The following is a 25,375-nucleotide window of genomic DNA, read 5'->3' as shown; positions in this document are numbered from 1 at the left end:
CGATCGGCGCATGCCGCCGATCGGGCTGTCCGGTCAGGCCGCTCCCTCGCCGACATGGCGGCACGGATCAGCCCGGAATGAGCCTGACGAATATGCCGCGCCGCCCGTGCCGCGGGCCTGGCCCCTCGGCCGGGTTCGCGCGACGGCCATGCGGCGCGGCAGCACGCGTCACGGCGTCGCACCCGGCGACTTCGCGCGATGCGGCACGCGAGCGACGACCGCTGCCGCGTACCGCGCGCATCGCGAACGAATCATCGATACCGCGCGGCGGACGAACCCGCAGACGCGGCGAGCGACTCGACATCGACATCGAGCGAGCCGCCCGCCGGCGCGTCACGCGCCCGTATGCGCGGCGATGAAGTCCTTCACTTGCTGCGCGTTCGCGTCGACGACCTCGAAGCGCTGCGGCAGCGCCTCGAGCCCGTCGAACGCGGCAGGCCGCGACGGCTCCTGCCCGAGCGCCTCGCGAATCGATTCGCCGAACTTGATCGGCTGCGCGGTCTCGAGCACGACCATCGGCACGCCCGGCCGCAGATGCTCGCGCGCGACCTTCAGGCCGTCGGCCGTATGCGTGTCGATCATCGTGCGGTAGCGCTCGAACACGTCGCGGATCGTCGCGATCCGGTCCGCGTGCGTGCTGCGGCCCGACACGAAGCCGAACTCGGCGACGCGCGCGAAATCGCCGCTCGCCGCGAGATCGAAGCCGCCCTTTTGCTCGACATCGCGAAACAGCTGGACGACACGCGCCGGATCGCGGCCGAGCAGATCGAACACGAAGCGCTCGAAGTTCGACGCCTTCGAGATGTCCATGCTCGGGCTGCTCGTGTGATACGTGTCCTGGGCGCTGCGCACGCGGTACGCGCCCGTGCGGAAAAACTCGTCGAGCACGTCGTTCTCGTTCGTCGCGACGACGAGCTTCTCGATCGGCAGCCCCATCATGCGCGCGATGTGGCCCGCGCAGACGTTGCCGAAATTGCCCGACGGCACCGTGAACGACACGCGCTCGTCATTCGACCGCGTCGCCGCGAAGTAGCCCTTGAAGTAGTAGACGACCTGCGCGACGACGCGCGCCCAGTTGATCGAATTGACGGTGCCGATCTTCTGCTGCGCCTTGAACGCGTGATCGTTCGACACGGCCTTCACGATGTCCTGGCAGTCGTCGAACACGCCGTTCACCGCGAGGTTGAAGATGTTCGGGTCCTGCAGGCTGTACATCTGCGCGGTCTGGAACGCGCTCATCTTCTTGTGCGGCGACAGCATGAACACGCGCACGCCCTCTTTGCCGCGCATCGCGTATTCGGCCGCGCTGCCCGTGTCGCCCGACGTCGCGCCGAGGATGTTCAGCGTTTCGCCGTGCTTGGCGAGCGTGTACTCGAACAGATTGCCGAGCAACTGCATCGCCATGTCCTTGAACGCGAGCGTCGGGCCGTTCGACAGCTCGAGCAGCGAGACGGGCGCGCCGTTCTCGGTGCCGAGCGTCGTGAGCGGCGTGATGTCGGCCGCGTTCCCGCCGCGGCGCGCGTGGCGGTACACGTCGGCCGTGTACGTGCGGCGCGTGATCGCGCGCAGGTCGGCGGCGGCGATGTCGTCGCAGAACTTCGACAGGATCTCGAACGCGAGATCCGCGTACGGCAGCGTGCGCCAGCGCGCGAGCTCGTCCGCGCTCACCTGCGGATACTCGCTCGGCAGATAGAGCCCGCCGTCCTTCGCGAGGCCGCCGAGCAGGATGTCGGAGAACGTATGGCGCTCGCCGATGCCGGCGCCGCGCGTGGAGATGTAATTCATGTCGTCCTCAGTTGAGCGCTTCCATGCGCAGCTTCGTGACCTTCGACACGACGGTCGCGAGCGACTCGATGCGCGCGATCGCCGCGTTGACGTTCTTCTCGATCGTCTCGTGCGTGATCAGGATGATGTCGGTCTCGCCGTTCGCGTCGTCGACCTGCTCCGACTCCTTCTGCAACAGCGCGTCGATCGAGATCCCCGAATCGGCGAGGATGCGCGTGATGTCGGCGAGCACGCCCGTCTCGTCGGCGACGCGCAGGCGCAGGTAGTAGCCGCTCGTCACCTCTTCGATCGGCAGGATCGGCGTGTTCGACAGGCTGTCCGGCTGGAACGCGAGGTGCGGCACGCGGTGCTCGGGGTCCGCCGTGTGCAGGCGCGTGACGTCGACGAGATCGGCGACGACGGCCGACGCCGTCGGCTCCGCGCCCGCGCCCTTGCCGTAGTAAAGCGTCGTGCCCACCGCGTCGCCGTGCACGACGACCGCGTTCATCGCGCCCTCGACGTTCGCGAGCAGGCGCTTCGCGGGAATCAGCGTCGGGTGCACGCGCAGCTCGATGCCGCGCTCGGTGCGCCGCGTGATGCCGAGCAGCTTGATCCGGTAGCCGAGCTCTTCCGCGTAGCGGATATCGGTCGCGGCGAGCTTGCTGATCCCTTCGACGTACGCACGCTCGAACTGCACCGGCACGCCGAACGCGATCGCGCTCATGATCGTCGCCTTGTGCGCGGCGTCGATGCCCTCGATGTCGAAGGTCGGATCGGCTTCCGCGTAGCCGAGCTCCTGCGCGGCCTTGAGCGCCGTCGCGAAATCGAGGCCGTGCTCGCGCATCTCCGACAGGATGTAGTTCGTCGTGCCGTTGATGATGCCGGCGATGTACTGAATCCGGTTCGCGGTCAGCCCTTCGCGCAGCGCCTTGATGATCGGGATGCCGCCCGCGACGGCCGCCTCGAACGCGACCATCACGCCCTTCTCGCGCGCGGCCTCGAAGATCTCGGTGCCGTGCACCGCGAGCAGCGCCTTGTTCGCGGTCACGACGTGCTTGCCGTTCGCGATCGCGCGCAGCACGAGCTCGCGCGCGAGGCCGGTGCCGCCGATCATCTCGGCGACGATCGCGATCGACGGGTCGTCGACGACCGCGTTGAAATCGTCGCCGATCGACACGCCGTTCGCATCGCCGTCGAGCGCGGCGAGCGCCTTCGCGGGATTGCGCACCGCGACGCGCGTGATCTCGATGCCGCGCCCGGCGCGCCGCTTGATTTCCTCCTGGTTGCGGCGCAGCACCTTGAAGGTGCCGCCGCCCACCGTGCCGAAGCCCAACAGGCCTACTTTGATCGGTTCCATGCTGCGTGTGATCTTATTGAATGAAAAAGGTGAGACTCGCCCGGTCAGGCCGAGTGGCGCTTGCGGTAGCCGTCGAGGAAGCGCGCGATCCGCTCGATCGAATCGGTCAGGTCGTCGACGTTCGGCAGGAACACGACGCGGAAGTGATCCGGCGTCGGCCAGTTGAAGCCCGTGCCCTGCACGAGCAGCACGCGCTCCTTGAGCAGCAGCTCGAGGATGAACTGCTGGTCGTTCTCGATCGGATAGAGCTTCGGGTCGAGACGCGGAAACATGTAGAGCGCCGCTTCCGGCTTCACGCACGACACGCCGGGAATCGCCGTCAGCATGTCGTACGCGAGCTCGCGCTGCTTGTACAGGCGCCCGCTCGGCATGATCAGTTCGTTGATGCTCTGATAGCCGCCGAGCGCGGTCTGGATCGCGTACTGGCCGGGCACGTTCGCGCAGAGGCGCATCGACGACAGGATGCCGAGCCCTTCCAGATAATCGTGCGCGCGGCGGCGGTTCTCGGCCGTCAGCCCCGCCACCGACATCCAGCCCGCGCGATAGCCGCACGACCGGTAGCTCTTCGACAGGCTGTTGAACGTGACGGTGATCACGTCCGGCGCGAGCGACGCGAGCGCCGTGTGCGACTGGCCGTCGTAGACGATCTTGTCGTAAACCTCGTCGGCGAAGATGATGAGCCCGTGCTCGCGCGCGATCGCGATCAGCTCGACGAGCAGTTCGTCCGAGTAGAGCGCGCCCGTCGGGTTGTTCGGGTTGATCACGACGAGCGCCTTCGTGTTCGGCGTGATCTTGCGGCGGATGTCGTCGGGATCGGGCATCCAGCGGTTCGACTCGTCGCAGATGTAGTGCACGGGCGTGCCGCCCGACAGGCTCACGGCCGCGGTCCAGAGCGGGTAGTCGGGCGCGGGCAGCAGCACCTCGTCGCCGTCGTTCAGCAGCGCCTGCGTGGCCATCACGATGAGCTCGGACGCGCCGTTGCCGATGTAGATGTCGTCGAGCCCGACGCCGTGCACGCCCTTTTGCTGCGTGTAGTGCATGATCGCCTTGCGCGCGGCGAACACGCCTTTCGAATCCGAATAGCCGGACGACGTCGGCAGGTTGCGGATCATGTCCTGGATGATCTCGTCCGGCGCGTCGAAGCCGAACGGGGCCAGATTGCCGATGTTCAGCTTGATGATGCGGTGCCCCTCTTCCTCGAGGCGCTTCGCGTGCTCGAGGACGGGGCCGCGGATGTCGTAGCAGACGTTGAGCAGCTTGTTCGACTTCTGAATCGGTTTCACGGCGGACTCGTTCCTGGGTAATGCCTGCGGGCCTGGGGGGCGGGGATCAAAACTGGAGAGCGGCCGGTAGCGCGCTGTCTAGGAATGGCTTCATGCGGCTGACGGACGCGGCTTGTGGCGGCGCGCGACAGAATCGCCGCCCGGGAGCGGCTAAAAAGTTATAATTTAGCGGATTTTGGCCGACTTTCGCAATGCACCAACCCGGCCGCGGCCGTCGCGCGGCAGCGCCCGCCACGACGGCCGCACGCATCGCGGCAGGCGGCCCGCCCCGTTCGGGGCCGGATCGCCGCGCTGCGCGGCCGTTGATCCGACCCTTTTCGACACCGCGGAAGACCGATTTGAAATTACATCAGGACCCGAGCAACGCGCTCAATACCGTCACCGGCTATGGCCCCGATTATGTCGACATCAATCTGCAGCGCCACGAGACGAGCGTGATCGTGCTGCCGGGCGCGCCCGTCGTCGAATGGCCCGTCGCGTCGTTCGACGCGCTCACGCCCGAGCTCTTCGCGATGCTGCTCGAACCGCAGCCCGAGGTCGTGATCTTCGGCAGCGGCGCGAGACTGCGCTTCCCGCACCCGCGCCTGACCATGCAGCTTACCGCGCAGCGCATCGGCGTCGAGACGATGGATTTCCAGGCCGCCTGCCGCACGTACAACATCCTGATGGCCGAAGGCCGGAAGGTCGCCGCGGCGCTGCTGATCGAACGTTAAGCGAGCGTTAAGCCGCACCGCGCTAAAACACCCGGCGGCGCTTGCATCCCGCTTGCGCCCCGCTTGCATCCGGTTTCGCGCCGCGTTCCGCTCGCCGCGGACGATCGCCGAAATCCGCCCGATCGAATCTGACAAACTCAATACGAACTCTATGAACGATACGCCGACGAGGCTACCGCTCGATCGCGCCGCGCCCGTGACGCTGAACCGCGCCGCGCTCCTCTTTCTCGTCGCGGCCCTCGCCGTGATCTGGTTCGCGCCGCTCGGCCTGCGCCACCTGATCCCGAGCGACGAAGGCCGCTACGCCGAAATGGCCCGCGAGATGTTCGTCACGGGCGACTGGATCACGCCGCGCTACAACGGCTACAAGTATTTCGAGAAGCCGCCGCTGCAGACCTGGCTCAACGCGCTCACGTTCGCGTGGTTCGGCGTCGGCGAATGGCAGGCGCGCCTGTACACGGCGCTCGCGAGCTTCGCGGGCGTGCTCTTCGTCGGCTACGCCGGCGCGCGCGTGTTCAACCCGCGCGCGGGCTTCTTCGCGGCGCTCGTGCTCGCGTGCTCGCCGTACTGGAACCTGATGGGCCACTTCAACGCGCTCGACATGGGGCTGTCGCTGTGGATGACGGTCACCCTCTGCGCGCTCCTCCTCGCGCAGCGGCCCGGCATCGGCAAGCGCGCCGAGCGGGGCTGGATGTGGCTCTGCTGGGCGTCGATGGCGCTCGCCGTGCTGTCGAAGGGCCTCATCGGGCTGATCCTGCCCGGCGCCGTGCTCGTGCTCTATACGCTCGCGTCGCGCGACTGGGCGCTGTGGAAGCGCCTGCACCTCGTGAGCGGCCTCGCCATCTTCTTCGCGATCGCGACGCCGTGGTTCGCGCTCGTGCAATCGCGCAACCCCGAGTTCTTCAACTTCTTCTTCATCGTCCAGCAGTTCCGGCGCTACCTGACGCCCGAGCAGAACCGCCCCGGCGCGTTCTACTACTTCGTGCCGGTGCTCGTCGTCGGCTTCCTGCCGTGGCTGTCCGTGAGCGTGCAGGGCGTGCGCCACGCGCTGCGCATTCCGCGTCAGCCGAACGGCTTCGCGCCGATGCTCGTGCTGGCTACGTGGAGCGCGTTCATCTTCCTGTTCTTCAGCGCGTCGCACTCGAAGCTGATCTCGTACGTGCTGCCCGTGGCGCCCGCGCTCGCGCTGATGATCGGCACGTATCTGCCGCTCGTGCCGCGCGAGCGGTTCCGCCGCCACCTGTTCGGCTACCTGGTGTTCCTCGTCGCCGCCGCGTTCGGCACGCTCTTCCTCGAGCGTCTGGGCGACGCGCGCACGCCGAATTCGCAGTACCTGGAGTTCCAGAAGTGGGTGTACGCGGCGCTCGCCACCGCGTTCGCGCTCACGCTCGTCGCCGTGTGGCTCAATCGACGCGGCCGCGCCGGCATCGCCGCGGCGGCCGTGGCGTTCGGCGCCGGCTGGCTGCTCCTCGGCACGATCGGCGGCACCGGTCACGACGCGTTCGGCCGCTACAGCTCGGGCGCGCTCCTCGCGCCCGCGATCCGCGAGGAGCTCGCGAAGCTGCCGCCCGACACGCCGTTCTACTCGGTCGACACGCTCGACCACACGCTGCCGTTCTACGTCGGCCACACGATGATCATGGTCGAGCGCAAGGACGAACTCACGTTCGGCATCTCGGTTGAGCCCGACAAGTGGGTTCCGACCGTCGCCGAATGGGAACGACGCTGGCGCGCCGATCGCTACGCGCTCGCGCTGATGTCGCCCGACCGCTACAAGCAGTTGTCGGCGGCGGGTCTGCCGATGCGCGTCGTCGCGCGCGACAACCGGCGCGTCGTCGTCGAGAAGCCGCAATCCTGAGCCGCGAAGGACCCGAATCGATGAACCCCGTCTCCCTCTTTTGCATCGTCACGGGCGTGATGCTGAACGCCTGCGCGCAACTGCTGCTCAAGGCCGGCGTGCGCGCCGTTGGACACTTCGAATTCACCCGTGCGAACATTGTGCCCATCGGCTTCAAGATCGCGACCCAATTGCCGATCATCGGCGGCCTCGGCTGCTACGTGCTCTCCGTGGTCGTGTGGATCGTCGGGCTGTCCCGGGTCGACGTGTCGGTCGCGTATCCGATGCTCTCGCTCGGCTACGTCGTCAACGCGTTCGCCGCATGGTACCTGTTCGGCGAGGTGTTGTCGGTGCAGCGCCTCGTCGGCATCGGCATCATCCTGATCGGCGTGTTCGTGCTCGCGCGCAGCTGACGCGCCCGCACCCGGCCGGCGCGCCCAACGCGCGCCGACAAAAAGTGACGCACCCGTTCCGGCGGACAGTGTTAAATGCGCGTGTCGGGCAGCGCCCGATTCCTTTCACACGACAACGAGCGAAGCTTACATGAGCCAGACTTCCGTTCCTTTCCTGCCGTTCGTCAAACCCGAGATCGACGAGGAAACCATCCAGGGCGTGGCCGACGTGCTGCGCTCCGGCTGGATCACGACCGGCCCGCAGTGCCAGCGCTTCGAGGCAGCGCTGTCCGAGTATTGCGGCGGGCGTCCCGTGCGGGTGTTCAACTCCGGCACGGCGACGCTCGAGATCGGCCTGCGGATCGCGGGCGTAGGCCCCGGCGACGAAGTGATCACGACGCCCGCGTCGTGGGTCGCGACGAGCAACGTGATCCTCGAGACGGGCGCGACGCCCGTGTTCGTCGACATCGATCCCGCGACGCGCAACCTCGATCTCGATCTCGTCGAAAAGGCGATCACGCCGCGCACGAAGGCGCTCATCCCGGTGTACCTCGCGGGCCTGCCCGTCGACATGGACCGCCTCTATGCGATCGCGCGCGCGCATCAGCTTCGCGTGATCGAGGACGCCGCGCAGGCGCTCGGCTCGACGTGGCGCGGCCAGCGCATCGGGGCGATCGGCGACATCGTGTCGTTCAGCTTCCATCCGAACAAGAACATCACGTCGATCGAAGGCGGCGCGCTCGTGCTCAACGACGAAGCCGAGGCGACGCTCGCGCAGAAGTACCGGCTGCAGGGCATCACGCGCACGGGGCTCGACGGCATGGACTGCGACGTGCTCGGCGGCAAGTACAATCTGACCGACGTCGCCGCGCGCGTCGGCTGGGGCCAGCTCGCGCATCTCGAACGCTTCAACGCGACGCGCCGCACGCTTGCGCGCCGCTACTTCGACGCGTTCGCGGGCGGCCCGGCGCTCGCGCTCGGCGTCGGGCTGCCCGTCGCGGATTTCGAGCACGGCAACTGGCACATGTTCCAGATCACGCTGCCGCTCGAGAAGCTGTCGATCTCGCGCGGCGAGTTCATGGAGCAGTTGAAGCAACGCGGCATCGGCTCGGGCGTCCATTACCCGGCCATTCACCTTTTCACGCTGTACCGCGCGCGCGGCTTCAAGGAGGGCATGTTCCCCCACGCCGAGCGCTTCGGCGCGTCGACCGTCACGCTGCCGCTCTTCACGCAGATGCGCGAAGCGGACGTGCAACGGGTCGTCGACGCCGTCAACCAGATTTGCGAACAATACGGAAAATAAGCGGACATGACTCACCCTGAAACACGCGCGACGAATCCTGAAGTTTCGATCGTCATCCCCGTGTACAACGAGGAAGCGGGGCTCGCCGCGCTCTTCGCGCGGCTCTATCCGGCGCTCGACGCGCTCGGCACGCCGTACGAAGTGATCCTCGTCAACGACGGCAGCCGCGACCGCTCGGCCGCCCTCCTCGCCGACCAGTTCCGCGTGCGCCCGGACACGACGCGCGTCGTGCTCCTGAACGGCAACTACGGCCAGCACATGGCGATCCTCGCGGGCTTCGAGCAGTCGCGCGGCGAGATCGTCATCACGCTCGACGCCGACCTGCAGAATCCGCCCGAGGAAATCGGCAAGCTGATCGCGAAGATGCGCGAAGGCTACGACTACGTCGGCTCGATCCGGCTGCAACGCCAGGACAGCCTGTTCCGCCGCAAGGCGTCGGCCGCGATGAACCGGCTGCGCGAGCGCATCACGCGCATCAAGATGACCGATCAGGGCTGCATGCTGCGCGCATACAGCCGCCACATCATCGACACGATCAACCGCTGCGGCGAGGTGAACACGTTCATCCCCGCGCTCGCGTACACGTTCGCGCAGAACCCGACCGAAATCGAGGTCGCGCACGAAGAGCGCTTCGCGGGCGAATCGAAATACTCGCTGTACAGCCTGATCCGCCTGAACTTCGATCTCGTCACGGGCTTCTCCGTCGTGCCGCTGCAATGGCTGTCGTTCATCGGCGTGATCCTGTCGCTCGGCTCGGCCGCGCTCTTCGTGCTGCTCGTCGTGCGCCGCTTCATCGTCGGCGCGGAAGTGCAAGGCGTGTTCACCCTCTTCGCGATCACGTTCTTCCTGCTCGGCGTGATCATCTTCGCGCTCGGCCTGCTCGGCGAATACATCGGACGAATCTATCAGCAGGTCCGCGCGCGGCCGCGCTATCTGATCCACACCGTGCTCGAGGCGCGCGACGGCAAGCCCGGCGTCACGCTCGCCGCCGAGCGTCGCGAGGCCGCGCGATGAAGCCGCGCGCCGTCGTCTTCGCCTATCACAACGTCGGCGTGCGCTGCCTGCAGGTGCTGCTCGCGCGCGGCGTCGACGTCGCGCTCGTCGTCACGCACGAAGACAGCCCGACCGAGAACATCTGGTTCGGCAGCGTCGCGGCGGTCGCGGCCGAGCACGCAATCGCGTGCATCACGCCCGCCGATCCGACGAGCGCCGACGTGCGCGCGGCGGTCGCGGGCGCGAAGCCCGATTTCATCTTCTCGTTCTATTACCGGCACATGCTGCCCGTCGACCTCCTCGCGCTCGCCGCGCGCGGCGCGTACAACATGCACGGCTCGCTGCTGCCGAAGTACCGCGGCCGCGTGCCGACGAACTGGGCGGTGCTCAACGGCGAGACCGAAACCGGCGCGACACTGCACGAGATGGCCGCGAAGCCCGATGCGGGCGCGATCGTCGGCCAGAGCGCGGTGCCGATCCTGCCCGACGACACCGCGGCCCAGGTGTTCGACAAGGTCACCGTCGCGGCCGAGCAGACGCTCTGGCGCGTGCTGCCCGCGCTGCTTGCCGGCGAGGCGCCGCACCTGCCGAACGATCTTTCGCAAGGCAGCTACTACGGCGGGCGCAAGCCCGAGGACGGCCGCATCGACTGGTCGCGGCCGGCCGCGAGCGTGTACAACCTGATCCGCGCGGTCGCGCCGCCGTATCCGGGCGCGTTCACCGATCTCGACGGCGCACGCTTCGTGATCGCGCGCGCGCGGCTCGCGGCGCCCGGCTCGGCGCCCGCGCGGGCGGCCGCCGATTTGCCGCCGGGCCTGCACGTAAGCGATAATGCGCTGTTCGGCGTTTGCGGCGACAGCCGCGCCGTCTCCATTCTCGAACTGCGCCGGCAGCGCGACGGCGGCGAAACCGTCGTTTCCCCAGCGGAATTCGCGCAGTTCCTTCATTCTTCCCGTCATTCATGAAAGCTAAAAAAGTCCTGATCCTGGGTGTGAACGGCTTCATCGGCCATCACCTGTCCAAGCGCATTCTTGAAACCACCGATTGGGAAGTGTTCGGCATGGACATGCAGACCGATCGGCTCGGCGATCTCGTCAAGCACGAGCGGATGCATTTCTTCGAAGGCGACATCACGATCAACAAGGAGTGGGTCGAGTATCACGTGAAGAAGTGCGACGTGATCCTGCCGCTCGTCGCGATCGCGACGCCCGCCACCTACGTCCAGCAGCCGCTGCGCGTGTTCGAGCTCGACTTCGAGGCGAACCTGCCCATCGTGCGCTCGGCCGTCAAGTACAAGAAGCATCTCGTGTTTCCGTCGACGTCCGAGGTGTACGGGATGTGCGCGGACGAGCAGTTCGATCCGGACGCGTCCGCCCTCACCTACGGCCCGATCAACAAGCCGCGCTGGATCTACGCGTGCTCCAAGCAGTTGATGGACCGCGTGATCTGGGGCTACGGAATGGAAGGCCTGAACTTCACGCTGTTCCGCCCGTTCAACTGGATCGGCCCGGGCCTCGACTCGATCTACACGCCGAAGGAAGGCAGCTCGCGCGTCGTCACGCAATTCCTCGGCCACATCGTGCGCGGCGAGAACATCAGCCTCGTCGACGGCGGCTCGCAGAAGCGCGCGTTCACGTACGTCGACGACGGCATCAGCGCGCTGATGAAGATCATCGAGAATCCGAACGGCGTCGCGACGGGCAAGATCTACAACATCGGGAATCCGAACAATAACTTCTCGGTGCGCGAGCTCGCGAACAAGATGCTCGAGCTCGCGGCGGAATTCCCCGAGTACACGGATTCGGCCAAGCGCGTGAAGCTCGTCGAAACCACGTCGGGCGCGTACTACGGCAACGGCTATCAGGATGTGCAGAACCGCGTGCCGAAAATCGAGAACACGATGCGCGAGCTCGGCTGGGCGCCGCAGTTCACGTTCGACGACGCACTGCGCCAGATCTTCGAGGCGTACCGCGGCCACGTCGCCGACGCGCGCGCGCTCGTCGAGCAGCAAGGCTGAAGAGGGGCACCCCCGCTTGGCTCGCATCGTCCTCAAGATCGACGTCGACACGCTGCGCGGCACGCGCGAAGGCGTGCCGAACTTGGCGCGCATCTTCGATCGCTTCGCCGCGCGCGCAACCTTTCTCTTCAGCCTCGGCCCGGACCACACCGGCTGGGCGATGCGCCGCGTGCTGCGTCCGGGGTTCCTGAAGAAGGTGTCGCGCACGTCGGTCGTCGAGCATTACGGCGTCAAGCAGTTGCTGTACGGCGTGCTGCTGCCCGGCCCCGACATCGGCCGCCGCGCGACGGCCGACATGCGCGCGATCCACGAAGCCGGCTTCGAATGCGGAATCCACACGTGGGATCACGTGTACTGGCAAGATAACGTGCGCCTGCGTGCGCGCGACTGGACCGTGCGCGAGATGAACAAGAGCCGCGAGCGCTTCGTCGAGATCTTCGGCGCGCCGCCCGTCACGCACGGCGCGGCAGGCTGGCAGATGAACGAGGCGGCGTTCGAGCAGATCGACGCGTGGGGCATGCGCTACGCGTCGGACGGCCGCGGCCATTCGCCGTACCTGCCCGTCGTCGCGGGCAGGACGCTCGCGCACGTGCAGATGCCGACGACCTTGCCTACGCTCGACGAGATCCTCGGCGTCGACGGCATCGACACGGGCAACGTCGCCGCGCACCTGCTCGAGCACACCGAGCGCAATCCGCACGATCAAGTTTTCACGCTGCACGCGGAACTCGAAGGCCAGAAGCTCGCGCCCGTGTTCGAACAACTGCTCGCGGGCTGGCGCGCGCAAGGCCACACGTTCGCGACGATGGGCGACTATTACGCGACGCTGGACCGCGCCGCGCTGCCATCGTACCCTGTCGCGTGGGGAGAAATTCCCGGCCGCTCCGGCGAGTTGATCGTCCAGCCTGACTGAACGAAAGCCGGAAAGCCTGCGCCGGCTTTCGCTTCGCATCCTGCATCGCCACGCGCGGCTCGCCGTCCGCGCTCGTTCATAACAACAGGAGAAACACGTGTCTGTCGAAGTCGACCGTCAAGTTCCCGATTTCATCGCGCCCGCCACGGGCGGCGAGTTTTCGCTGTCAGGCGTCAAGGGCAAGAAGCTCGTGCTGTATTTCTATCCGAAGGACAACACGCCCGGCTGCACGACCGAAGGGCTGCAGTTCCGCGATCTGTATCCGAAGTTCAAGAAGGCCGGCGCGGAAGTCGTCGGCGTGTCGCGCGACAGCCTGCGCTCGCACGAGAACTTCAAGGCGAAGCTCGAATTGCCGTTTCCGTTGATTTCGGACCCCGATGAAACGCTCTGCACGCTGTTCGGTGTCATGAAACTGAAGAAAATGTATGGTAAGGAAGTGCGCGGAATCGAGCGCTCGACGTTCGTGATCGACGGCGAAGGCGTGCTGCGCCACGCATGGCGCGGCGTGAAGGTGCCGGGCCACGTCGACGACGTGCTGGGCGCTGTACAAGCGCTTTGAGGCGCGTTATATTGGGCCGCAATGAATGCCTGTCCGACCCATTTTTCTCGTAGCTGCGCCGCTGGTCCAAACGATGCGCCCACGCGCCTGACGCGCAGCACGACGGTTAAAGCCGAGCCGCTTGCCCCTGTTCGGGGGAGCGGCTTTTTTTATGGTTTCCGGGCTGGCCATCGCGCGCCGGCCGTCCAACGCGTCAAGGAGACGATCGAAATCTAGGCGAACCGGCGCTTCGAACCCCATGTGCGCCACTGCGCGCAAACTGCACGCAACGCGCGTCGCAGGATGCGAACGGCGGCGCATGCCTGCGACACGATTCCTCCCGAGGGACACCATGCCTTTGCCTACTCCCCCCAGCAAGCTCGGCAGCCTGCTGCCGCCCGACGAATACAAGGCGAAAGCGCGGCCAGCAAAAGCCGCGAAGCAATCCGCCTCCGGGGGCCCCGGTCACGCCGCCTCGGCCGACTACAGCCCGGCGAGCGTAGCCGAACCGATGGTCGTTGCCGCGAACACCGCCGCGCCGCTGCGCGCGGTCGAGCCCACCGAAGCGAGCGCCGCCGCGCCGCGCGCGCGCAAGGCCAAGCAAACGGCCGCGCTGCTGCAGCCGGTGCCGGCCGCGCCCGCGTCGCCCGCCGCCCCCGCCGCGCGCTCGCCGAAGGCCGATGCGTCGAAGCCCGCGGCGGCCGCGCCCGCCGCGCCGCGCACGGCTGCGAAAACGCGCGGCGGCAAGAACGCCGAAGCCGAGATGCAGAAGCTCTTCGTGCTCGACACGAACGTGCTGATGCACGATCCGAGCAGCCTGTTCCGCTTCGAGGAACACGACGTCTATCTGCCGATGATGACGCTCGAGGAACTCGACAATCACAAGAAAGGCATGTCGGAAGTCGCGCGCAACGCGCGTCAGGTGAGCCGCACGCTCGACTCGCTCGTCGCCGATGCCGGCCCGATCTCGGCCGGCATTCCGCTCGCGCGCCTCGGCAGCCGCGAGGCGCTCGGCCGCCTGTATTTCCAGACGACGCTCACGAGCATCGAGCCCGTCGAGGGCCTGCCGCAAGGCAAGGCCGACAACCAGATCCTGGGCGTCGTGCGCGCGTTGCAGCGCGAGCGGCCGGATCGGCAGGTCGTGCTGGTGTCGAAAGACATCAACATGCGGATCAAGGCGCATGCGCTTGGCCTGCCCGCCGAGGACTACTTCAACGATCAGGTTCTCGAGGACAAGGACCTGCTCTACTCCGGCGTGCGCGAGCTGCCCCAGGATTTCTGGACGAAGCACGCGAAGGGCATGGAGAGCTGGCAGGACACGAAGACGGGCACGACGTACTACCGCGTGACGGGCCCGCTCGTCGCATCGATGCTCGTCAACGAGTTCATCTATCTCGAGCCGCAGAATGGCGAGCCCGCGTTCCATGCGATCGTGCGCGAGCTGAACGGCAAGACGGCGCTGCTGCAAACGCTGCGCGACTACAGCCACCACAAGAACAACGTGTGGGGCATCACCGCGCGCAACCGCGAGCAAAACTTCGCGCTGAACCTGCTGATGAACCCGGAAATCGACTTCGTCACGCTGCTCGGCCAGGCCGGCACCGGCAAGACGCTCGTCGCGCTCGCGGCGGGCTTGGCGCAGGTGCTCGACGACAAGCGCTACAACGAGATCATCGTCACGCGCGCGACCGTGCCGGTGGGCGAGGACATCGGCTTCCTGCCCGGCACCGAGGAAGAGAAGATGCAGCCGTGGATGGGCGCGTTCGACGACAACCTCGAAGTGCTGCAGAAGACCGACGATGCGGCGGGCGAATGGGGCCGCGCGGCGACGCAGGAGTTGATCCGTTCGCGCCTGAAGGTCAAGAGCATGAACTTCATGCGCGGCCGCACGTTCGTCGACAAGTACGTGATCATCGACGAGGCGCAGAACCTGACGCCGAAGCAGATGAAGACGCTCGTCACGCGCGCGGGCCCGGGCACCAAGATCATCTGCCTCGGCAACATCGCGCAGATCGACACGCCGTACCTGACGGAAGGCAGCTCGGGCCTCACTTACGTCGTCGACCGCTTCAAGGGCTGGGGCCACAGCGGCCACGTGACGCTCGCGCGCGGCGAGCGCTCGCGGCTTGCCGACTACGCGTCCGACATCTTGTAACGACGCGCCGGCGGCCTCGTCGAGCGGCTTGCGGCATGGAGCGGCGCCTGATTCGTCAGGCGCCGCTTTTTATTTTCAGGGTCGAATCATCAACGAGTAAAACGTCCTTCTTGCACAACATTTACGCGCGAAACTTCAAGTCGTTTCTCAAGAATTCTTGCGAAAGCCCCGCTGGACGCACTACTATCGCGATTAACCGTTGTCATACGATTGGCGAGCGCAGCGCGTTCGCCCGCCTCTCATGTTGCGTCTTTCGCTGTCCGTTCTAGTGATCTCGCTGCTCGCGGCCTGTTCGAGCGCGCCGCAGAAGTCGGCGCGCTCGTCATCCGGCATGGCGATCACCGCGCCGCGCGCGTATGCGCCGCCGCGCGGCTTCCCGAACTTCGTCGACCATAGCGTCGGCCGCGAGGAAATCTCGATCCAGGCGATGAGCCTCGTCGGCGTTCCGTACCGTTGGGGCGGCAACACGCCTGACAGCGGTTTCGATTGCAGCGGGCTCGTGCGCTATGTCGTCGATCGCGCGGCGAGCGTCAACCTGCCCCGCACGACGGCCGACATGAGCTCGGTCGGCGAATCGATCGAGCCCGACGGCATCGCGCCCGGCGATCTGATCTTCTTCAATACGTCCGGGCGGCCGCATTCGCACGTCGGCATCTACGTCGGCAAGCTACGCTTCGTGAACGCGCCGTCCACGGGCGGCACCGTGCGGCTCGACTACCTGACGAACCCGTATTGGGCGAAGCGCTTCGATGGAATCCGGCGCGTCGCGGCGCCGAAGGCAAAGCCGACGCCGTTCGATGCGCCGACCTACCAGGCGAGCCGGCAGCCGGAACCCGCACCGCGCGTGAGCCCCTCGGGTGCGACGGCAGCCTATGCGGCGGCCAATGCTCCGACGGCGCCCGCCACGCCGGGCTATGCGGCGAACCCGGCAACGCCGGCTCCGGCACGCGCCGCCACGCCGGGCGCGCCGTCAACGGCGCCGGCGTACGCCGCCAATTCCGCCGCAGCCCTGGCGTCGGTCACAGCGCCGACCGCCGCCGCACCACATTTACAGAACGTGCCGCGCGCCGCCACGGCGGCGACTGTCGCAACTGCTGCCGCCGCTGCCGATCCGTACGAACCGCCGCCGTCCGCGATGTCCGCGGCGCAGCGGCAAGCGCAGGCGGCCGGAGCGAGTTCGCCCGCGCTCGCGTCCGGCGATTTGGGCGGCGCGGCGCGCCCGGCTCCGTTGCCCATCGGCGGCACGACGAGCGTCGCCGGTGCGGCGCCGGCCGATCCGATCGACGCTGCCGCGGACGCATTCGAGCCACCTCCGCCCACGGCACGCGCTGCCGCCCGCCAGGCGCAGCTCGCCGCGCCCGGCAACGTGCAGATCCTGCGCGCGTCGACGGCAAGCGGCCCGGCGAATGCCGCCGCGACAGGCACGAACGACGACCCGATCGCCCGCTTCGCAAACGGCAGCTACTGACGAACTGCCGCCAGGCCCATCCCTCCATCCTGCACGGGTGCGGCAACGAACGCGGCATCGCGCGCCACGGCACTCGGCCGACGCCTCTCCGCAGCAACGAGCCGCAGCGCGCGCGGCCGCCCGCCAAAGGCAAAACGCAACCTCGACGAACCCCGGACCGCGGGAAACGCTGGAGAACGCCCCGAAAAGCCGCACCGGAAAAGACAATGCGCCGCAGCCTGTCGGCATGCGGCGCATCGTTTTTTTCCGCACGGCGAGACGCGGCGTTGCGTCACGCGATCGCCGCGCTCAGCGCATCAGAACACGCGGTGCCCGATCCACCACCCGGCCGCCGCGATCAATGCCGATGCGGGAATCGTCAGCACCCATGCCCACACGATGTTGCCTGCGACGCCCCACCGTACGGCCGACAGCTTGCGCGTCGCGCCGACGCCGACGATCGCACCCGTGATCGTATGCGTGGTCGACACCGGGATACCCATCCACGACGCGATGAACAGAGTGAGCGCGCCGCCTGTCTCCGCGCAGAAGCCGCCCACGGGCTTGAGCTTCGTGATCTTCTGACCCATCGTGCGCACGATCCGCCAACCGCCGAACAACGTGCCGAGGCCCATCGACAGATAGCACGCGCCGATCACCCACGCAGGCGGCGCGTCGGAGGCGGCCGATGCGTACCCGGACGCGATCAGCAGCATCCAAATGATGCCGATTGTCTTCTGCGCGTCGTTGCCGCCGTGGCCGAGGCTGTAGAGGCTGGCCGACAACAGTTGCAGCCGCCTGAAACGCCGGTCGACCTTGCTTGGCGCGGTCCGGAAGTACAGCCACGATACCCCGAGCATGAACAGCGATCCGAGGATGAAGCCGAGAAGCGGCGAGATGAAGATGAATGCGACCGTCTTCATCAGCCCGTCGACGTTGAGCGATCCCCAGCCCGACTTCGACACCGCGGCGCCGACGAGCCCGCCGATCAGCGCGTGCGACGAGCTCGACGGAATCCCGTAGTACCACGTAATGATGTTCCAGCCGATCGCACCGAACAGCGCGCCGAACACGACGTAGTGATCGACGATGCTCGCGTCGATCGTGCCCTTGCCGACGGTCTGCGCAACTTTCAGATGGAAGATGAAATACGCGATGACGTTGAATGCCGCCGCGAACACGACGGCTTGCTGGGGCTTCAGCACCCCGGTCGACACGACGGTCGCGATCGAGTTCGCGGCGTCGTGAAAGCCGTTCATGAAATCGAACACGAGCGCGACAAGCACGAGTGCCGCGACGACCCACAAGGCGAGTTGTATCGAATGCATCGTGGTCCGCTCAGGCGTTTTCCAGCACGATGCCTTCGATGATGTTCGCGACATCCTCGCACTTGTCGGTGATCTGCTCGAGCAGCTCGTAGATCGCCTTCAGCTTGATGAGCGTCTTCACGTCGTCTTCCTCGCGGAAGAGCTTCGACATCGCCGCGCGCAGCACGCGGTCCGCCTCCGATTCCCAGCGGTCGATCTCCTCGCACGCCTTCAGGATCTGGGCCGACTGCTTCATGTCCGACAGCAGCGCGACGGCCGCCTGCACGTGCTGCGCCGACTGCGTGACGATGTGCGCGAGCTGGCTCGCCTCGGACGTCACCGACCGCACGTCGTACAGCGACACGGCGGTGGCAACGTCCTCCATCAGGTCGAGGATGTCGTCCATCGTCGTGATCAGCTTGTGGATCTCGTCGCGGTCGAGCGGCGTGATGAACGTCTTGTGCAGCAGATCGATCGCTTCGTGCGTCAGTTTGTCGGCCGCTTTCTCGGCCGATTGCACGTTCTGCTTGTGAATCTCGGCGTCCGCGAGATTGTCGATCAGAAGTTCGAGCTCGCGTCCGCCAGAGACGATGTAATTCGCGTGCGCGTTGAAGATTTCAAAGAACTTGCCCTCGGTGGGCATGAATCGACCGAACATGGGATTCCTGAAAGATGGTCAAACGGCGGTCACAAAAACCGGCGACATTGTACTGTTTTACACTTGCCCGCCAAGCGCCCGATCGCAACGTCGGCGACGAGATACAACGTTTTGCGAAATAGGGGTTTACAACCGGCGCTACTCGCCGTAGAAGTTTTGCGCCCCTGCAAAATTGTCGAATTTCGTGTATTGCCCCAGGAACGTGAGCCGAACGGGGCCGATCGGGCCGTTACGCTGCTTGCCGATGATGATCTCGGCGGTGCCCTTGTCGGGGCTGTCCGGGTTGTACACTTCGTCACGGTAAATGAACAGGATCACGTCCGCATCCTGTTCGATTGCGCCCGATTCCCGCAGATCCGACATCACCGGCCGCTTGTTCGGCCGCTGCTCGAGCCCGCGATTGAGCTGCGACAGCGCGATCACCGGCACGTCGAGCTCCTTCGCGAGGCTCTTCAGCGAGCGAGAAATTTCCGAGATTTCGGTCGCGCGGTTCTCGCCCTGCGACGAGCCCGTCATCAGCTGCAGGTAATCGACGATGATGAGCCCGAGCTTGCCGCACTGGCGCGCGAGACGCCGCGCGCGCGAGCGCAATTCCATCGGATTCAGGCCGCCCGTCTCGTCGATGAAGAGCTGCGCCTCGCTCATCTTCTGCACCGCGTGCGTGAGCTTCGGCCAATCCTCGTCGGTCAGGCGCCCGGTGCGCATCCGGTGCTGATCGAGCCTGCCGACCGAGCCGAGCATCCGCATCACGAGCTGCGTGCCCGGCATTTCCATCGAGAACACCGCGACGGGCAAGCCGTACTCGACGGCGACGTATTCGCCGATGTTCATCGAGAATGCCGTCTTACCCATCGACGGGCGGCCCGCGACGATGATCAGCTCGCCGCCGTGCATGCCGGACGTCATCCGGTCGAGGTCGACGAAGCCCGTCGGCGTGCCTGTCACGTCGCTCGGATTCGCGGTGTGATAGAGGGTGTCGATCCGCTCGACGACTTGCGTGAGGAGCGGCCCGATCTCGAGGAAGCCCTGCGTGCCGCGCGCGCCGTCCTCGGCGATCGAGAACACCTTCGATTCGGCCTCGTCGAGCAGCTGGCGGACTTCCTTGCCCTGCGGATTGAACGCATCGGCCGAGATTTCGTCGGCGACCGACACGAGCCGGCGCAATACCGCGCGATCGCGGACGATTTCCGCGTAGCGGCGGATGTTCGCGGCGCTCGGCGTGTTCTGCGCGAGCGCGTTCAGATACGCGAGCCCGCCCACGTCCTCCGCCTTGCCGGACGTCGTGAGCGCCTCGTAGACGGTGACGACGTCGGCCGGGCGCGTCGCCGCGATGAGCCGGCCGATGTGCTCGAAAATGACGCGATGGTCGTACCGGTAGAAATCGCTCTGCGACAGGAAGTCGGCGATCCGGTCCCAGGCGCCGTTATCGAGCAACAGGCCGCCGAGCACGGACTGCTCGGCCTCGATCGAGTGCGGCGGGACTTTCAGCGATTCGATTTGGGGGTCTTTCGGCGCGTTCATGGCTACGGATTATCGCGAAATGGGCGCGGCTTCGCCACCCGGCGCCGGATGCGCCGAGAAACGAAAAAAGGCAGGAACCGGTTGCCCGAGCCCCTGCCCTTCATGTCGGGCGGCGTGTGCCGCCCGTAGAGACTGCATGTCGCTTTACGCGTGGTCGCCGATGACGTTGACCGTTACGTCGACGACGACGTCGGTGTGCAGCGCGACCTGCACGCCGTGCTCGCCGATCATCTTCAGCGGACCTTCCGGCATGCGCACTTGCGCCTTCTCGACTTCGTAGCCTGCCTTCTTCAGCAGTTCCGCGACGTCGCCGTTCGTGACCGAACCGAACAGACGGCCGTCGACGCCCGACTTTTGCGTGATTTCGAACGCCTGGCCGCTCAGCTTCTCGCCAACCGCTTGCGCGGCAGCCAGCTTCTCGGCGGCGATCTTTTCGAGTTCCGCGCGGCGGACTTCGAATTCAGCGATCGCGTCCTTCGTCGCGCGGCGCGCCTTGCGGTTCGGGATCAGGAAGTTGCGTGCGTAACCGTCCTTGACCTTGACGATATCGCCGAGGTTGCCCAGATTGGCGACTTTTTCCAACAGAATGATTTGCATTCGAATTCTCCTTATTGCGTCGCCTGATTACGCCTTGTGCTGATCGGTGTACGGCAGCAGCGCGAGGAAACGCGCGCGCTTGATCGCCGTATCGAGCTGGCGCTGATAGTGAGCCTTCGTGCCTGTCAGGCGCGCCGGCGTGATCTTGCCGTTCTCGCCGATGAAGTCCTTCAGCGTTTCCGTATCCTTGTAGTCGATCTGCTCGACACCGGCTGCCGTGAAACGGCAGAACTTCTTGCGCTTGAAGAGCGGGTTTTGTTGCTGACGACGCTTGTCGAATTTCTTACCAGTGGGGCGGGCCATGTTCAGTCCTTTCCAATGTCCTGCAATGCTGTGATGTGAAACACCAGGGTTCTCGCGTTGCGGTGCCTTTTCGCCAGGAAGCCGGTGAAGAGCGTCTCGACGCCCATCTCGCACGCTTCCAGCTTGCCGCTCGCCTCGCCTGCCGCAACGGCCGGGATCGTCAATTCGACCTGCCGGGCGATGCCTGCCTCGACGACTTCCGTGCGATGCTGCAACGTGGCGCTTGCGATCGGAACGCCGGCGGGGGTGTACCGCACCGGTTCACGCTCGACGACGCTCGCCGTCAGTTGCAGCCTGTTCACGAAAGCGACGCGCTCCTTCCCTGATGGCTTGGTGCGTTAAGCCTGCGCTTCGGTCGGCTGGGCTGCAGCCGCCTTCTTGGCTTCTTCGCGCTGAACTTCCTTCATCATCGGCGACGGGCCGGTTTCGGCCTTCTTCATCTTGACGATGAGGTGGCGCAGCACGGCGTCGTTGAACTTGAACGCGTGTTCGAGTTCGTCGAGCGTCGTCTGGTCGCACTCGATGTTCATGCAAACGTAGTGAGCCTTCGCGAGTTTCTCGATCATGTAGGCCAGTTGGCGGCGGCCCCAGTCTTCGACGCGGTGGATCTGACCGCCGTGCGACGTGATCGTGGACTTGTAACGCTCGATCATCGCGGGCACTTGCTCGCTCTGATCGGGGTGCACGATGAAGACGATTTCGTAATGACGCATTACACACTCCTTGTGGATAAAAGCCACCCGGGCGTCTGAACCGGTGTGGCAAGTGAGAAGCCGGAGAGTTTAACCCGGATATGGGCCGCACGCAAGGCCAACCGACGTTTCGCGGCGCGTTTCGGCCGTGTTTTCAACGACTTGGGGACTTCGCGAGCAACGCTGGGCACGCGCTCGTTCGCGGGGCACGCGCGGCGGGCGCCGGCCCAGCCCGGCCTGACTTGGCTTGATAGGGACGCATCGCCCCCCCGGTCATTCGGCCCGCGGCGACGCGACGCGCGAGATCAACGCCGCCTTGAACGCCGCGAGCGCGGACGGCTCCGCGTCGGTGACCGCCCACCACGTCATGCCCGCCGCCTCCCAGCGGTCGAGCGCATAGCCCTGCGACACCGTCGCGTAACGCGCCGCGCCGCCCTGGCCCGCCGGCTGCACATAGACATCGATCACGTGCTGTCGGTAGCGATAGACGAGCACCGCGACGCGCCGCCGCCCGACATAGTCGAGCCGCCCGCCGGCAAGTGCGAAGCCGCTCGCGCTCAGATCGACGACGGGCGGCGCGTAGTCGAGGCGCCCGTTGAACCACGGCTTGACCGTATGCCGATCGCTCGAGATCACGTCGATGTCGCGCGACGACAGGCCGGCCCGCACGTGGCTCGCGACGATTTCGTCGACGATGCGCTCCGCCCCCGCGCGGCGCGCATCGAACATGAGCCCCGCCACCGAGGCGAGCGCGATCGCCAGCGCGACGCCCCAGCCGAGGCCGGGCAGCGCCGCGGCGCGCGGCCACGGCCAGCCGCGCGCGGCACCGGCGGGCACGCCGTGCGGGCCGGGCCGCGCAAACCAGCGCTTCGCCCGCGACGCAGGCGGGCCGCCGCCGCCCGGCGCCGACGCGTGGGCGGACGGAACGTGCGACGCCCGCACATCGCCAACCGGAATCTCGGCGCTCCGCCCTGCCTTGCCCGACGCGGTCTCGACCGAAGGAAACTCCGCTGCCGGCCCCTCCACCAACGGCGCCTCCGCCCCCGCCAATTGCGCGGCAATCCGCTCGCGCAGCACGGGCGGCGCGCGATGGTATCCTCCCCGCCGCACCGCCCGGCCAAGCGCGACGAGCCGCTCCCGCTCGGCACGGCACGCACTGCAACTGTCGACGTGCCGCTCGATCCGCCACGCGTCGGGCGCGGAAAGCTCGCGGTCGACGTCCGCGCCGAGCAGCGCACGCGCTTCGTTACAGTCCATCGATGGCCTCCGATGCGGTTCCGGACGGCGGCGTGCCCCGCTCGCCGTCCGCCGCGCGCTCGCCCGAACGCGCCGGCGCGCGGGCGGCGCGCGATGCGTGCGCCGTCTCGTCGTGCGCGCCGCCGAGCAACGCGGCGAGCCGCCGCCGCGCCCTCGCGAGCCGCGACATCACGGTGCCGACAGGCACGTCGGCGATCGCCGCGATCTCACGGTAGCTCAAGTCCTCCATTTCGCGCAGCACGAGCACCTCGCGGTACTCGGGCGGCAGCTTCGCGAGCGCGGCGTTCACGCGGTGCGCGTCTTCGCTGCGCATCAGCAGCGCGAGCGGATCTTCGGCCGCCGGCTGCCAGTCGTCCGGCGAATCGGCGGCGTCGAGCGCGTCGGTCGCGGCGACTTCGTGTGCATTCGCCCGCCGCCGCCACTCGGTGTACCAGGTGTGGCGCACGATCGTCAGCAGCCACGGCCGCGCGTTGTCGCCGCGGCACGAATCCAGAAAGCGAAACGCGCGCATGCACGCGTCCTGCACGACGTCCTCCGCGTCGCTCGCATTGCCGCACAGCCAGCGCGCGAGGTTGTACGCGGCGTCCAGATGCGGCAGCGCGAGCGTGCGAAAGCGCTCGCCGCGCGCCGCCGCGGCCTCGCCGTCCTGCTCATCCTCGCCGCCCTCGTCGCCCGCGTTGCGTTCGTCGACCACTCGGCCGAATTGACCCACGTCGCCTCCCGGGGATGCGCGGCCGCCCGCCGGCCGCTCGCCTCCGGCGCACGCCGCCCGATGCGGCGCACGCCGTCAACGATGCTTACCGCTCATCGCTCCAGTTTATTCCCGCGATCCGCGCCCGGAGACGAAAAATAAACCGGGAATAGCCGCGCCGCGGCGACGGTATCGCATGCACGAACCGTCACTTGCGAAGGAGCCCTCATGCCGACCCTCACCCGAGCCCTGAAACGGCGCGACTTCCTGCGCCTTGCCGCATGCGGCGGCGGCGTTGCGTTCGCGTCCGCGCTGCCCGGCTGGAGCATCGCCGCGAACGCCGACGCGGATTTTTTCTTCGTCCAGCTCTCCGATGCGCACTGGGGCTTCTCCGGCCCCGCGATCAATCCCGACGCGCGCGGCACGCTGCCGAAAGCGATCGAAGCCGTCAACGCACTGCCCGTCGCGCCCGACTTCGTGATGTTCACGGGCGACCTCACGCACACGACCGACGACCCGGCCGAGCGCCGCACGCGGATGCGGCAGTTCCAGTCGATCGTCGCGCAATTGAGGGCGAAGCCGCTGCACCTGATGCCGGGCGAGCACGACGCGAGCCTCGACGCAGGCGCCGCCTACCGCGAAATTTTCGGCGACACGCATTACGCGTTCGATCACAAGGGCGTGCATTTCGTCGTCGTCGACAACGTGTCGGATCCGGCCGGCCGCGTCGGCGACGCGCAGATCGAATGGCTCGCGCAGGACCTCGCGCGGCAGCCGAAGGACGCGCGCATCGTCGTGTTCACGCACCGGCCGCTGTTCGATCTCGCGCCGCAATGGGATTGGGCGACGCGCGACGGCGCGAAGGTCGTCGACGTGCTGATGCCTTATCCGAACGTCACGGTGTTCTATGGGCACATCCATCAGGAGCACCACGCGATGACGGGCCACATCGCACACCACGCGGCGCGCTCGCTGATGTTCCCGCTGCCCGCGCCCGGCTCGCAGGACAAGCGCCTGCCGGTGCCGTGGGACGCCGCGGCGCCCTATCGCGGGCTCGGCTGGCGCGAAGTGCGTCTCGGCGACGCGGCGCGCGCGCCGGCGCTGACCGAGATGCCCGTCGGCGCGAAACCGGCACGATCGACTATCTGAGGAGATTGCGATGCGCCATTTTTTCTTCGATCCGCGTGCGCTTCGCGGCCGGGCTCAAGCGACTGTGCCATCCGCATCGCGCCGCCGCTGGCTCTTCGCCGCGGGCGGCGCGGCGCTTGCCGTGCTCGCGGGCGTCGACGCGCCGCATGTGCGCGCGGCACCGCCGCGCGTGATCAAGGTCCACGCGCGGCGCTTCGTGTTCACGCCGGACCGGATCGCGCTCGCGCCGCACGAATCGGTCGTGTTCGAGCTGACCGCGCAGGACACCGTGATGGGCTTCTCGATCCCGCAGTACGGCGTGCGTGCGGACGTGCCGCCAGGCGCGCTCGTGCATCTTGCCGCGCAGGCGGGCGATCCAGGCACGGTTCAGTTCCTGTGCGACATCTTCTGCGGCTCCGGGCACGAGACGATGAACGGCGTGCTCGTCGTCGGGTAGCGGGAAGGGCGGCCGCCTGACCCGCCCGATCCGGCGACCTCGCGATCCGGCG

At 67.0% G+C, this 25,375-nt stretch carries 27 protein-coding genes; 13 read left to right on the top strand and 14 right to left on the bottom strand.

The features are described 5' to 3' along the window. Window positions 1-333: 333 nt before the first annotated feature. From thrC to BTH_RS23395, 3 genes are read right to left on the bottom strand one after another with little or no spacing between them, the layout of a single operon-like run. Entirely contained in the window at window positions 334-1,785 is a 1,452-nt protein-coding gene (gene thrC, locus BTH_RS23405; RefSeq protein WP_009890758.1) for a threonine synthase, read from the bottom strand. Window positions 1,786-1,792: 7 nt separating this feature from the next. Beyond that, window positions 1,793-3,121 (bottom strand): homoserine dehydrogenase, encoded by a 1,329-nt coding sequence (locus BTH_RS23400; RefSeq protein ID WP_009890756.1) that lies wholly within the window; start codon window positions 3,119-3,121, stop codon window positions 1,793-1,795. A gap of 44 nt (window positions 3,122-3,165) precedes the next feature. Beyond that, a complete protein-coding gene (locus BTH_RS23395) occupies window positions 3,166-4,404 on the bottom strand; it encodes a pyridoxal phosphate-dependent aminotransferase (protein WP_009890754.1) in 1,239 nt (412 codons plus the stop codon). Between the two features lie 338 nt (window positions 4,405-4,742). Between BTH_RS23395 and BTH_RS23390 the strand changes: the two genes are divergently transcribed. The 9 genes from BTH_RS23390 (at window position 4,743) to BTH_RS23350 (ending at window position 13,131) form a co-directional block, all read left to right on the top strand. Then, window positions 4,743-5,117: an Mth938-like domain-containing protein gene (locus BTH_RS23390; protein WP_009890752.1), complete on the top strand. Its 375-nt coding sequence runs from the start codon at window positions 4,743-4,745 to the stop codon at window positions 5,115-5,117. 151 nt (window positions 5,118-5,268) lie between these two features. Continuing rightward, entirely contained in the window at window positions 5,269-6,975 is a 1,707-nt protein-coding gene (locus tag BTH_RS23385) for a glycosyltransferase family 39 protein (RefSeq protein ID WP_009890751.1), read from the top strand. Window positions 6,976-6,995: 20 nt separating this feature from the next. Then, window positions 6,996-7,367, top strand: a complete 372-nt coding sequence (locus tag BTH_RS23380; RefSeq protein ID WP_004192320.1) for an SMR family transporter — start codon at window positions 6,996-6,998, stop codon at window positions 7,365-7,367. A 130-nt stretch (window positions 7,368-7,497) separates the two neighbouring features. After that, the gene (locus tag BTH_RS23375; protein ID WP_009890747.1) at window positions 7,498-8,649 is read left to right on the top strand and encodes a DegT/DnrJ/EryC1/StrS family aminotransferase; all 1,152 of its coding nucleotides are present in this window, start codon (window positions 7,498-7,500) and stop codon (window positions 8,647-8,649) included. A gap of 6 nt (window positions 8,650-8,655) precedes the next feature. Next, window positions 8,656-9,663, top strand: coding sequence for a glycosyltransferase (locus tag BTH_RS23370; RefSeq protein WP_009890744.1), 1,008 nt, complete (start codon window positions 8,656-8,658; stop codon window positions 9,661-9,663). Next, on the top strand, window positions 9,660-10,607 hold the full coding sequence (locus tag BTH_RS23365) for a formyltransferase (protein WP_009890743.1): 948 nt from the start codon (window positions 9,660-9,662) through the stop codon (window positions 10,605-10,607). The genes BTH_RS23370 and BTH_RS23365 overlap by 4 nt, the downstream gene beginning before the upstream one ends. Then, on the top strand, window positions 10,604-11,659 hold the full coding sequence (locus tag BTH_RS23360) for a bifunctional UDP-4-keto-pentose/UDP-xylose synthase (protein ID WP_009890740.1): 1,056 nt from the start codon (window positions 10,604-10,606) through the stop codon (window positions 11,657-11,659). Before BTH_RS23365 ends, BTH_RS23360 begins: the two co-directional genes overlap by 4 nt. A 16-nt stretch (window positions 11,660-11,675) precedes the next feature. Beyond that, window positions 11,676-12,572, top strand: a complete 897-nt coding sequence (locus BTH_RS23355; RefSeq protein WP_009890738.1) for a polysaccharide deacetylase family protein — start codon at window positions 11,676-11,678, stop codon at window positions 12,570-12,572. 97 nt (window positions 12,573-12,669) lie between these two features. Further along, complete coding sequence (locus BTH_RS23350) at window positions 12,670-13,131, top strand: peroxiredoxin (protein WP_009890736.1); 462 nt, start codon at window positions 12,670-12,672, stop codon at window positions 13,129-13,131. Window positions 13,132-13,324: 193 nt separating this feature from the next. On the opposite strand, the gene BTH_RS31965 is transcribed toward BTH_RS23350, so the two are convergent. After that, window positions 13,325-13,579, bottom strand: coding sequence for a hypothetical protein (locus BTH_RS31965; RefSeq protein ID WP_102887243.1), 255 nt, complete (start codon window positions 13,577-13,579; stop codon window positions 13,325-13,327). On the opposite strand from BTH_RS31965, the gene BTH_RS23345 reads away from it, so the two are divergent. Further along, window positions 13,463-15,265 (top strand): PhoH family protein, encoded by a 1,803-nt coding sequence (locus tag BTH_RS23345; RefSeq protein ID WP_080511504.1) that lies wholly within the window; start codon window positions 13,463-13,465, stop codon window positions 15,263-15,265. The genes BTH_RS31965 and BTH_RS23345 overlap by 117 nt on opposite strands. Before the next feature lie 241 nt (window positions 15,266-15,506). Further along, window positions 15,507-16,733 (top strand): C40 family peptidase, encoded by a 1,227-nt coding sequence (locus BTH_RS23340; RefSeq protein WP_025369335.1) that lies wholly within the window; start codon window positions 15,507-15,509, stop codon window positions 16,731-16,733. Between the two features lie 296 nt (window positions 16,734-17,029). Here the strand turns inward: BTH_RS23340 and BTH_RS23335 are convergent, their stop codons facing one another. From BTH_RS23335 to BTH_RS23295, 10 genes are all read right to left on the bottom strand, one after another. Further along, a complete protein-coding gene (locus tag BTH_RS23335) occupies window positions 17,030-18,040 on the bottom strand; it encodes an inorganic phosphate transporter (RefSeq protein ID WP_004193771.1) in 1,011 nt (336 codons plus the stop codon). A 10-nt stretch (window positions 18,041-18,050) separates the two neighbouring features. After that, complete coding sequence (locus tag BTH_RS23330) at window positions 18,051-18,677, bottom strand: DUF47 domain-containing protein (RefSeq protein WP_009890728.1); 627 nt, start codon at window positions 18,675-18,677, stop codon at window positions 18,051-18,053. 138 nt (window positions 18,678-18,815) lie between these two features. Then, a complete protein-coding gene (locus BTH_RS23325; protein ID WP_009890727.1) occupies window positions 18,816-20,198 on the bottom strand; it encodes a replicative DNA helicase in 1,383 nt (460 codons plus the stop codon). 9 nt (window positions 20,199-20,207) lie between these two features. After that, on the bottom strand, window positions 20,208-20,336 hold the full coding sequence (locus BTH_RS35300) for a hypothetical protein (RefSeq protein WP_009905052.1): 129 nt from the start codon (window positions 20,334-20,336) through the stop codon (window positions 20,208-20,210). A 6-nt stretch (window positions 20,337-20,342) separates the two neighbouring features. After that, window positions 20,343-20,795 (bottom strand): 50S ribosomal protein L9, encoded by a 453-nt coding sequence (gene rplI / locus BTH_RS23320; protein WP_009890725.1) that lies wholly within the window; start codon window positions 20,793-20,795, stop codon window positions 20,343-20,345. 27 nt (window positions 20,796-20,822) lie between these two features. Continuing rightward, window positions 20,823-21,098: a 30S ribosomal protein S18 gene (rpsR, locus tag BTH_RS23315; RefSeq protein ID WP_004193360.1), complete on the bottom strand. Its 276-nt coding sequence runs from the start codon at window positions 21,096-21,098 to the stop codon at window positions 20,823-20,825. Between the two features lie 2 nt (window positions 21,099-21,100). Further along, window positions 21,101-21,400, bottom strand: a complete 300-nt coding sequence (gene priB / locus BTH_RS23310; protein ID WP_009890717.1) for a primosomal replication protein N — start codon at window positions 21,398-21,400, stop codon at window positions 21,101-21,103. 36 nt (window positions 21,401-21,436) lie between these two features. Further along, complete coding sequence (rpsF, locus tag BTH_RS23305) at window positions 21,437-21,811, bottom strand: 30S ribosomal protein S6 (RefSeq protein WP_004193673.1); 375 nt, start codon at window positions 21,809-21,811, stop codon at window positions 21,437-21,439. Window positions 21,812-22,063: 252 nt separating this feature from the next. Beyond that, on the bottom strand, window positions 22,064-23,047 hold the full coding sequence (locus BTH_RS23300; RefSeq protein ID WP_009890709.1) for a zf-HC2 domain-containing protein: 984 nt from the start codon (window positions 23,045-23,047) through the stop codon (window positions 22,064-22,066). Continuing rightward, window positions 23,037-23,759, bottom strand: a complete 723-nt coding sequence (locus BTH_RS23295) for an RNA polymerase sigma factor (protein ID WP_011402286.1) — start codon at window positions 23,757-23,759, stop codon at window positions 23,037-23,039. The genes BTH_RS23300 and BTH_RS23295 overlap by 11 nt, the downstream gene beginning before the upstream one ends. Before the next feature lie 207 nt (window positions 23,760-23,966). On the opposite strand from BTH_RS23295, the gene BTH_RS23290 reads away from it, so the two are divergent. Further along, a complete protein-coding gene (locus tag BTH_RS23290) occupies window positions 23,967-24,887 on the top strand; it encodes a metallophosphoesterase family protein (protein WP_009890706.1) in 921 nt (306 codons plus the stop codon). Between the two features lie 10 nt (window positions 24,888-24,897). Further along, on the top strand, window positions 24,898-25,323 hold the full coding sequence (locus BTH_RS23285) for a cupredoxin domain-containing protein (RefSeq protein WP_009890704.1): 426 nt from the start codon (window positions 24,898-24,900) through the stop codon (window positions 25,321-25,323). Window positions 25,324-25,375: the final 52 nt, after the last annotated feature.

This window comes from Burkholderia thailandensis E264, assembly GCF_000012365.1.
Taxonomy (GTDB): Bacteria; Pseudomonadota; Gammaproteobacteria; order Burkholderiales; family Burkholderiaceae; genus Burkholderia; species Burkholderia thailandensis.
This window is presented reverse-complemented; position numbering and strand designations above follow the sequence as displayed.

Bases quoted from the DNA above. Each gene is read 5' to 3' on its own strand.
- thrC (WP_009890758.1), bottom strand. From the start codon at position 1,785: ATGAATTACATCTCCACGCGCGGCGCCGGCATCGGCGAGCGCCATACG.
- BTH_RS23400 (WP_009890756.1), bottom strand. From the start codon at position 3,121: ATGGAACCGATCAAAGTAGGCCTGTTGGGCTTCGGCACGGTGGGCGGC.
- BTH_RS23385 (WP_009890751.1), top strand. From the start codon at position 5,269: ATGAACGATACGCCGACGAGGCTACCGCTCGATCGCGCCGCGCCCGTG.
- BTH_RS23380 (WP_004192320.1), top strand. From the start codon at position 6,996: ATGAACCCCGTCTCCCTCTTTTGCATCGTCACGGGCGTGATGCTGAAC.
- BTH_RS23375 (WP_009890747.1), top strand. From the start codon at position 7,498: ATGAGCCAGACTTCCGTTCCTTTCCTGCCGTTCGTCAAACCCGAGATC.
- BTH_RS23370 (WP_009890744.1), top strand. From the start codon at position 8,656: ATGACTCACCCTGAAACACGCGCGACGAATCCTGAAGTTTCGATCGTC.
- BTH_RS23365 (WP_009890743.1), top strand. From the start codon at position 9,660: ATGAAGCCGCGCGCCGTCGTCTTCGCCTATCACAACGTCGGCGTGCGC.
- BTH_RS23360 (WP_009890740.1), top strand. From the start codon at position 10,604: ATGAAAGCTAAAAAAGTCCTGATCCTGGGTGTGAACGGCTTCATCGGC.
- BTH_RS23345 (WP_080511504.1), top strand. From the start codon at position 13,463: ATGCCTTTGCCTACTCCCCCCAGCAAGCTCGGCAGCCTGCTGCCGCCC.
- BTH_RS23340 (WP_025369335.1), top strand. From the start codon at position 15,507: ATGTTGCGTCTTTCGCTGTCCGTTCTAGTGATCTCGCTGCTCGCGGCC.
- BTH_RS23335 (WP_004193771.1), bottom strand. From the start codon at position 18,040: ATGCATTCGATACAACTCGCCTTGTGGGTCGTCGCGGCACTCGTGCTT.
- BTH_RS23330 (WP_009890728.1), bottom strand. From the start codon at position 18,677: ATGTTCGGTCGATTCATGCCCACCGAGGGCAAGTTCTTTGAAATCTTC.
- BTH_RS23325 (WP_009890727.1), bottom strand. From the start codon at position 20,198: ATGAACGCGCCGAAAGACCCCCAAATCGAATCGCTGAAAGTCCCGCCG.
- BTH_RS35300 (WP_009905052.1), bottom strand. From the start codon at position 20,336: ATGCAGTCTCTACGGGCGGCACACGCCGCCCGACATGAAGGGCAGGGG.
- rplI (WP_009890725.1), bottom strand. From the start codon at position 20,795: ATGCAAATCATTCTGTTGGAAAAAGTCGCCAATCTGGGCAACCTCGGC.
- rpsR (WP_004193360.1), bottom strand. From the start codon at position 21,098: ATGGCCCGCCCCACTGGTAAGAAATTCGACAAGCGTCGTCAGCAACAA.
- rpsF (WP_004193673.1), bottom strand. From the start codon at position 21,811: ATGCGTCATTACGAAATCGTCTTCATCGTGCACCCCGATCAGAGCGAG.
- BTH_RS23300 (WP_009890709.1), bottom strand. From the start codon at position 23,047: ATGGACTGTAACGAAGCGCGTGCGCTGCTCGGCGCGGACGTCGACCGC.
- BTH_RS23290 (WP_009890706.1), top strand. From the start codon at position 23,967: ATGCCGACCCTCACCCGAGCCCTGAAACGGCGCGACTTCCTGCGCCTT.
- BTH_RS23285 (WP_009890704.1), top strand. From the start codon at position 24,898: ATGCGCCATTTTTTCTTCGATCCGCGTGCGCTTCGCGGCCGGGCTCAA.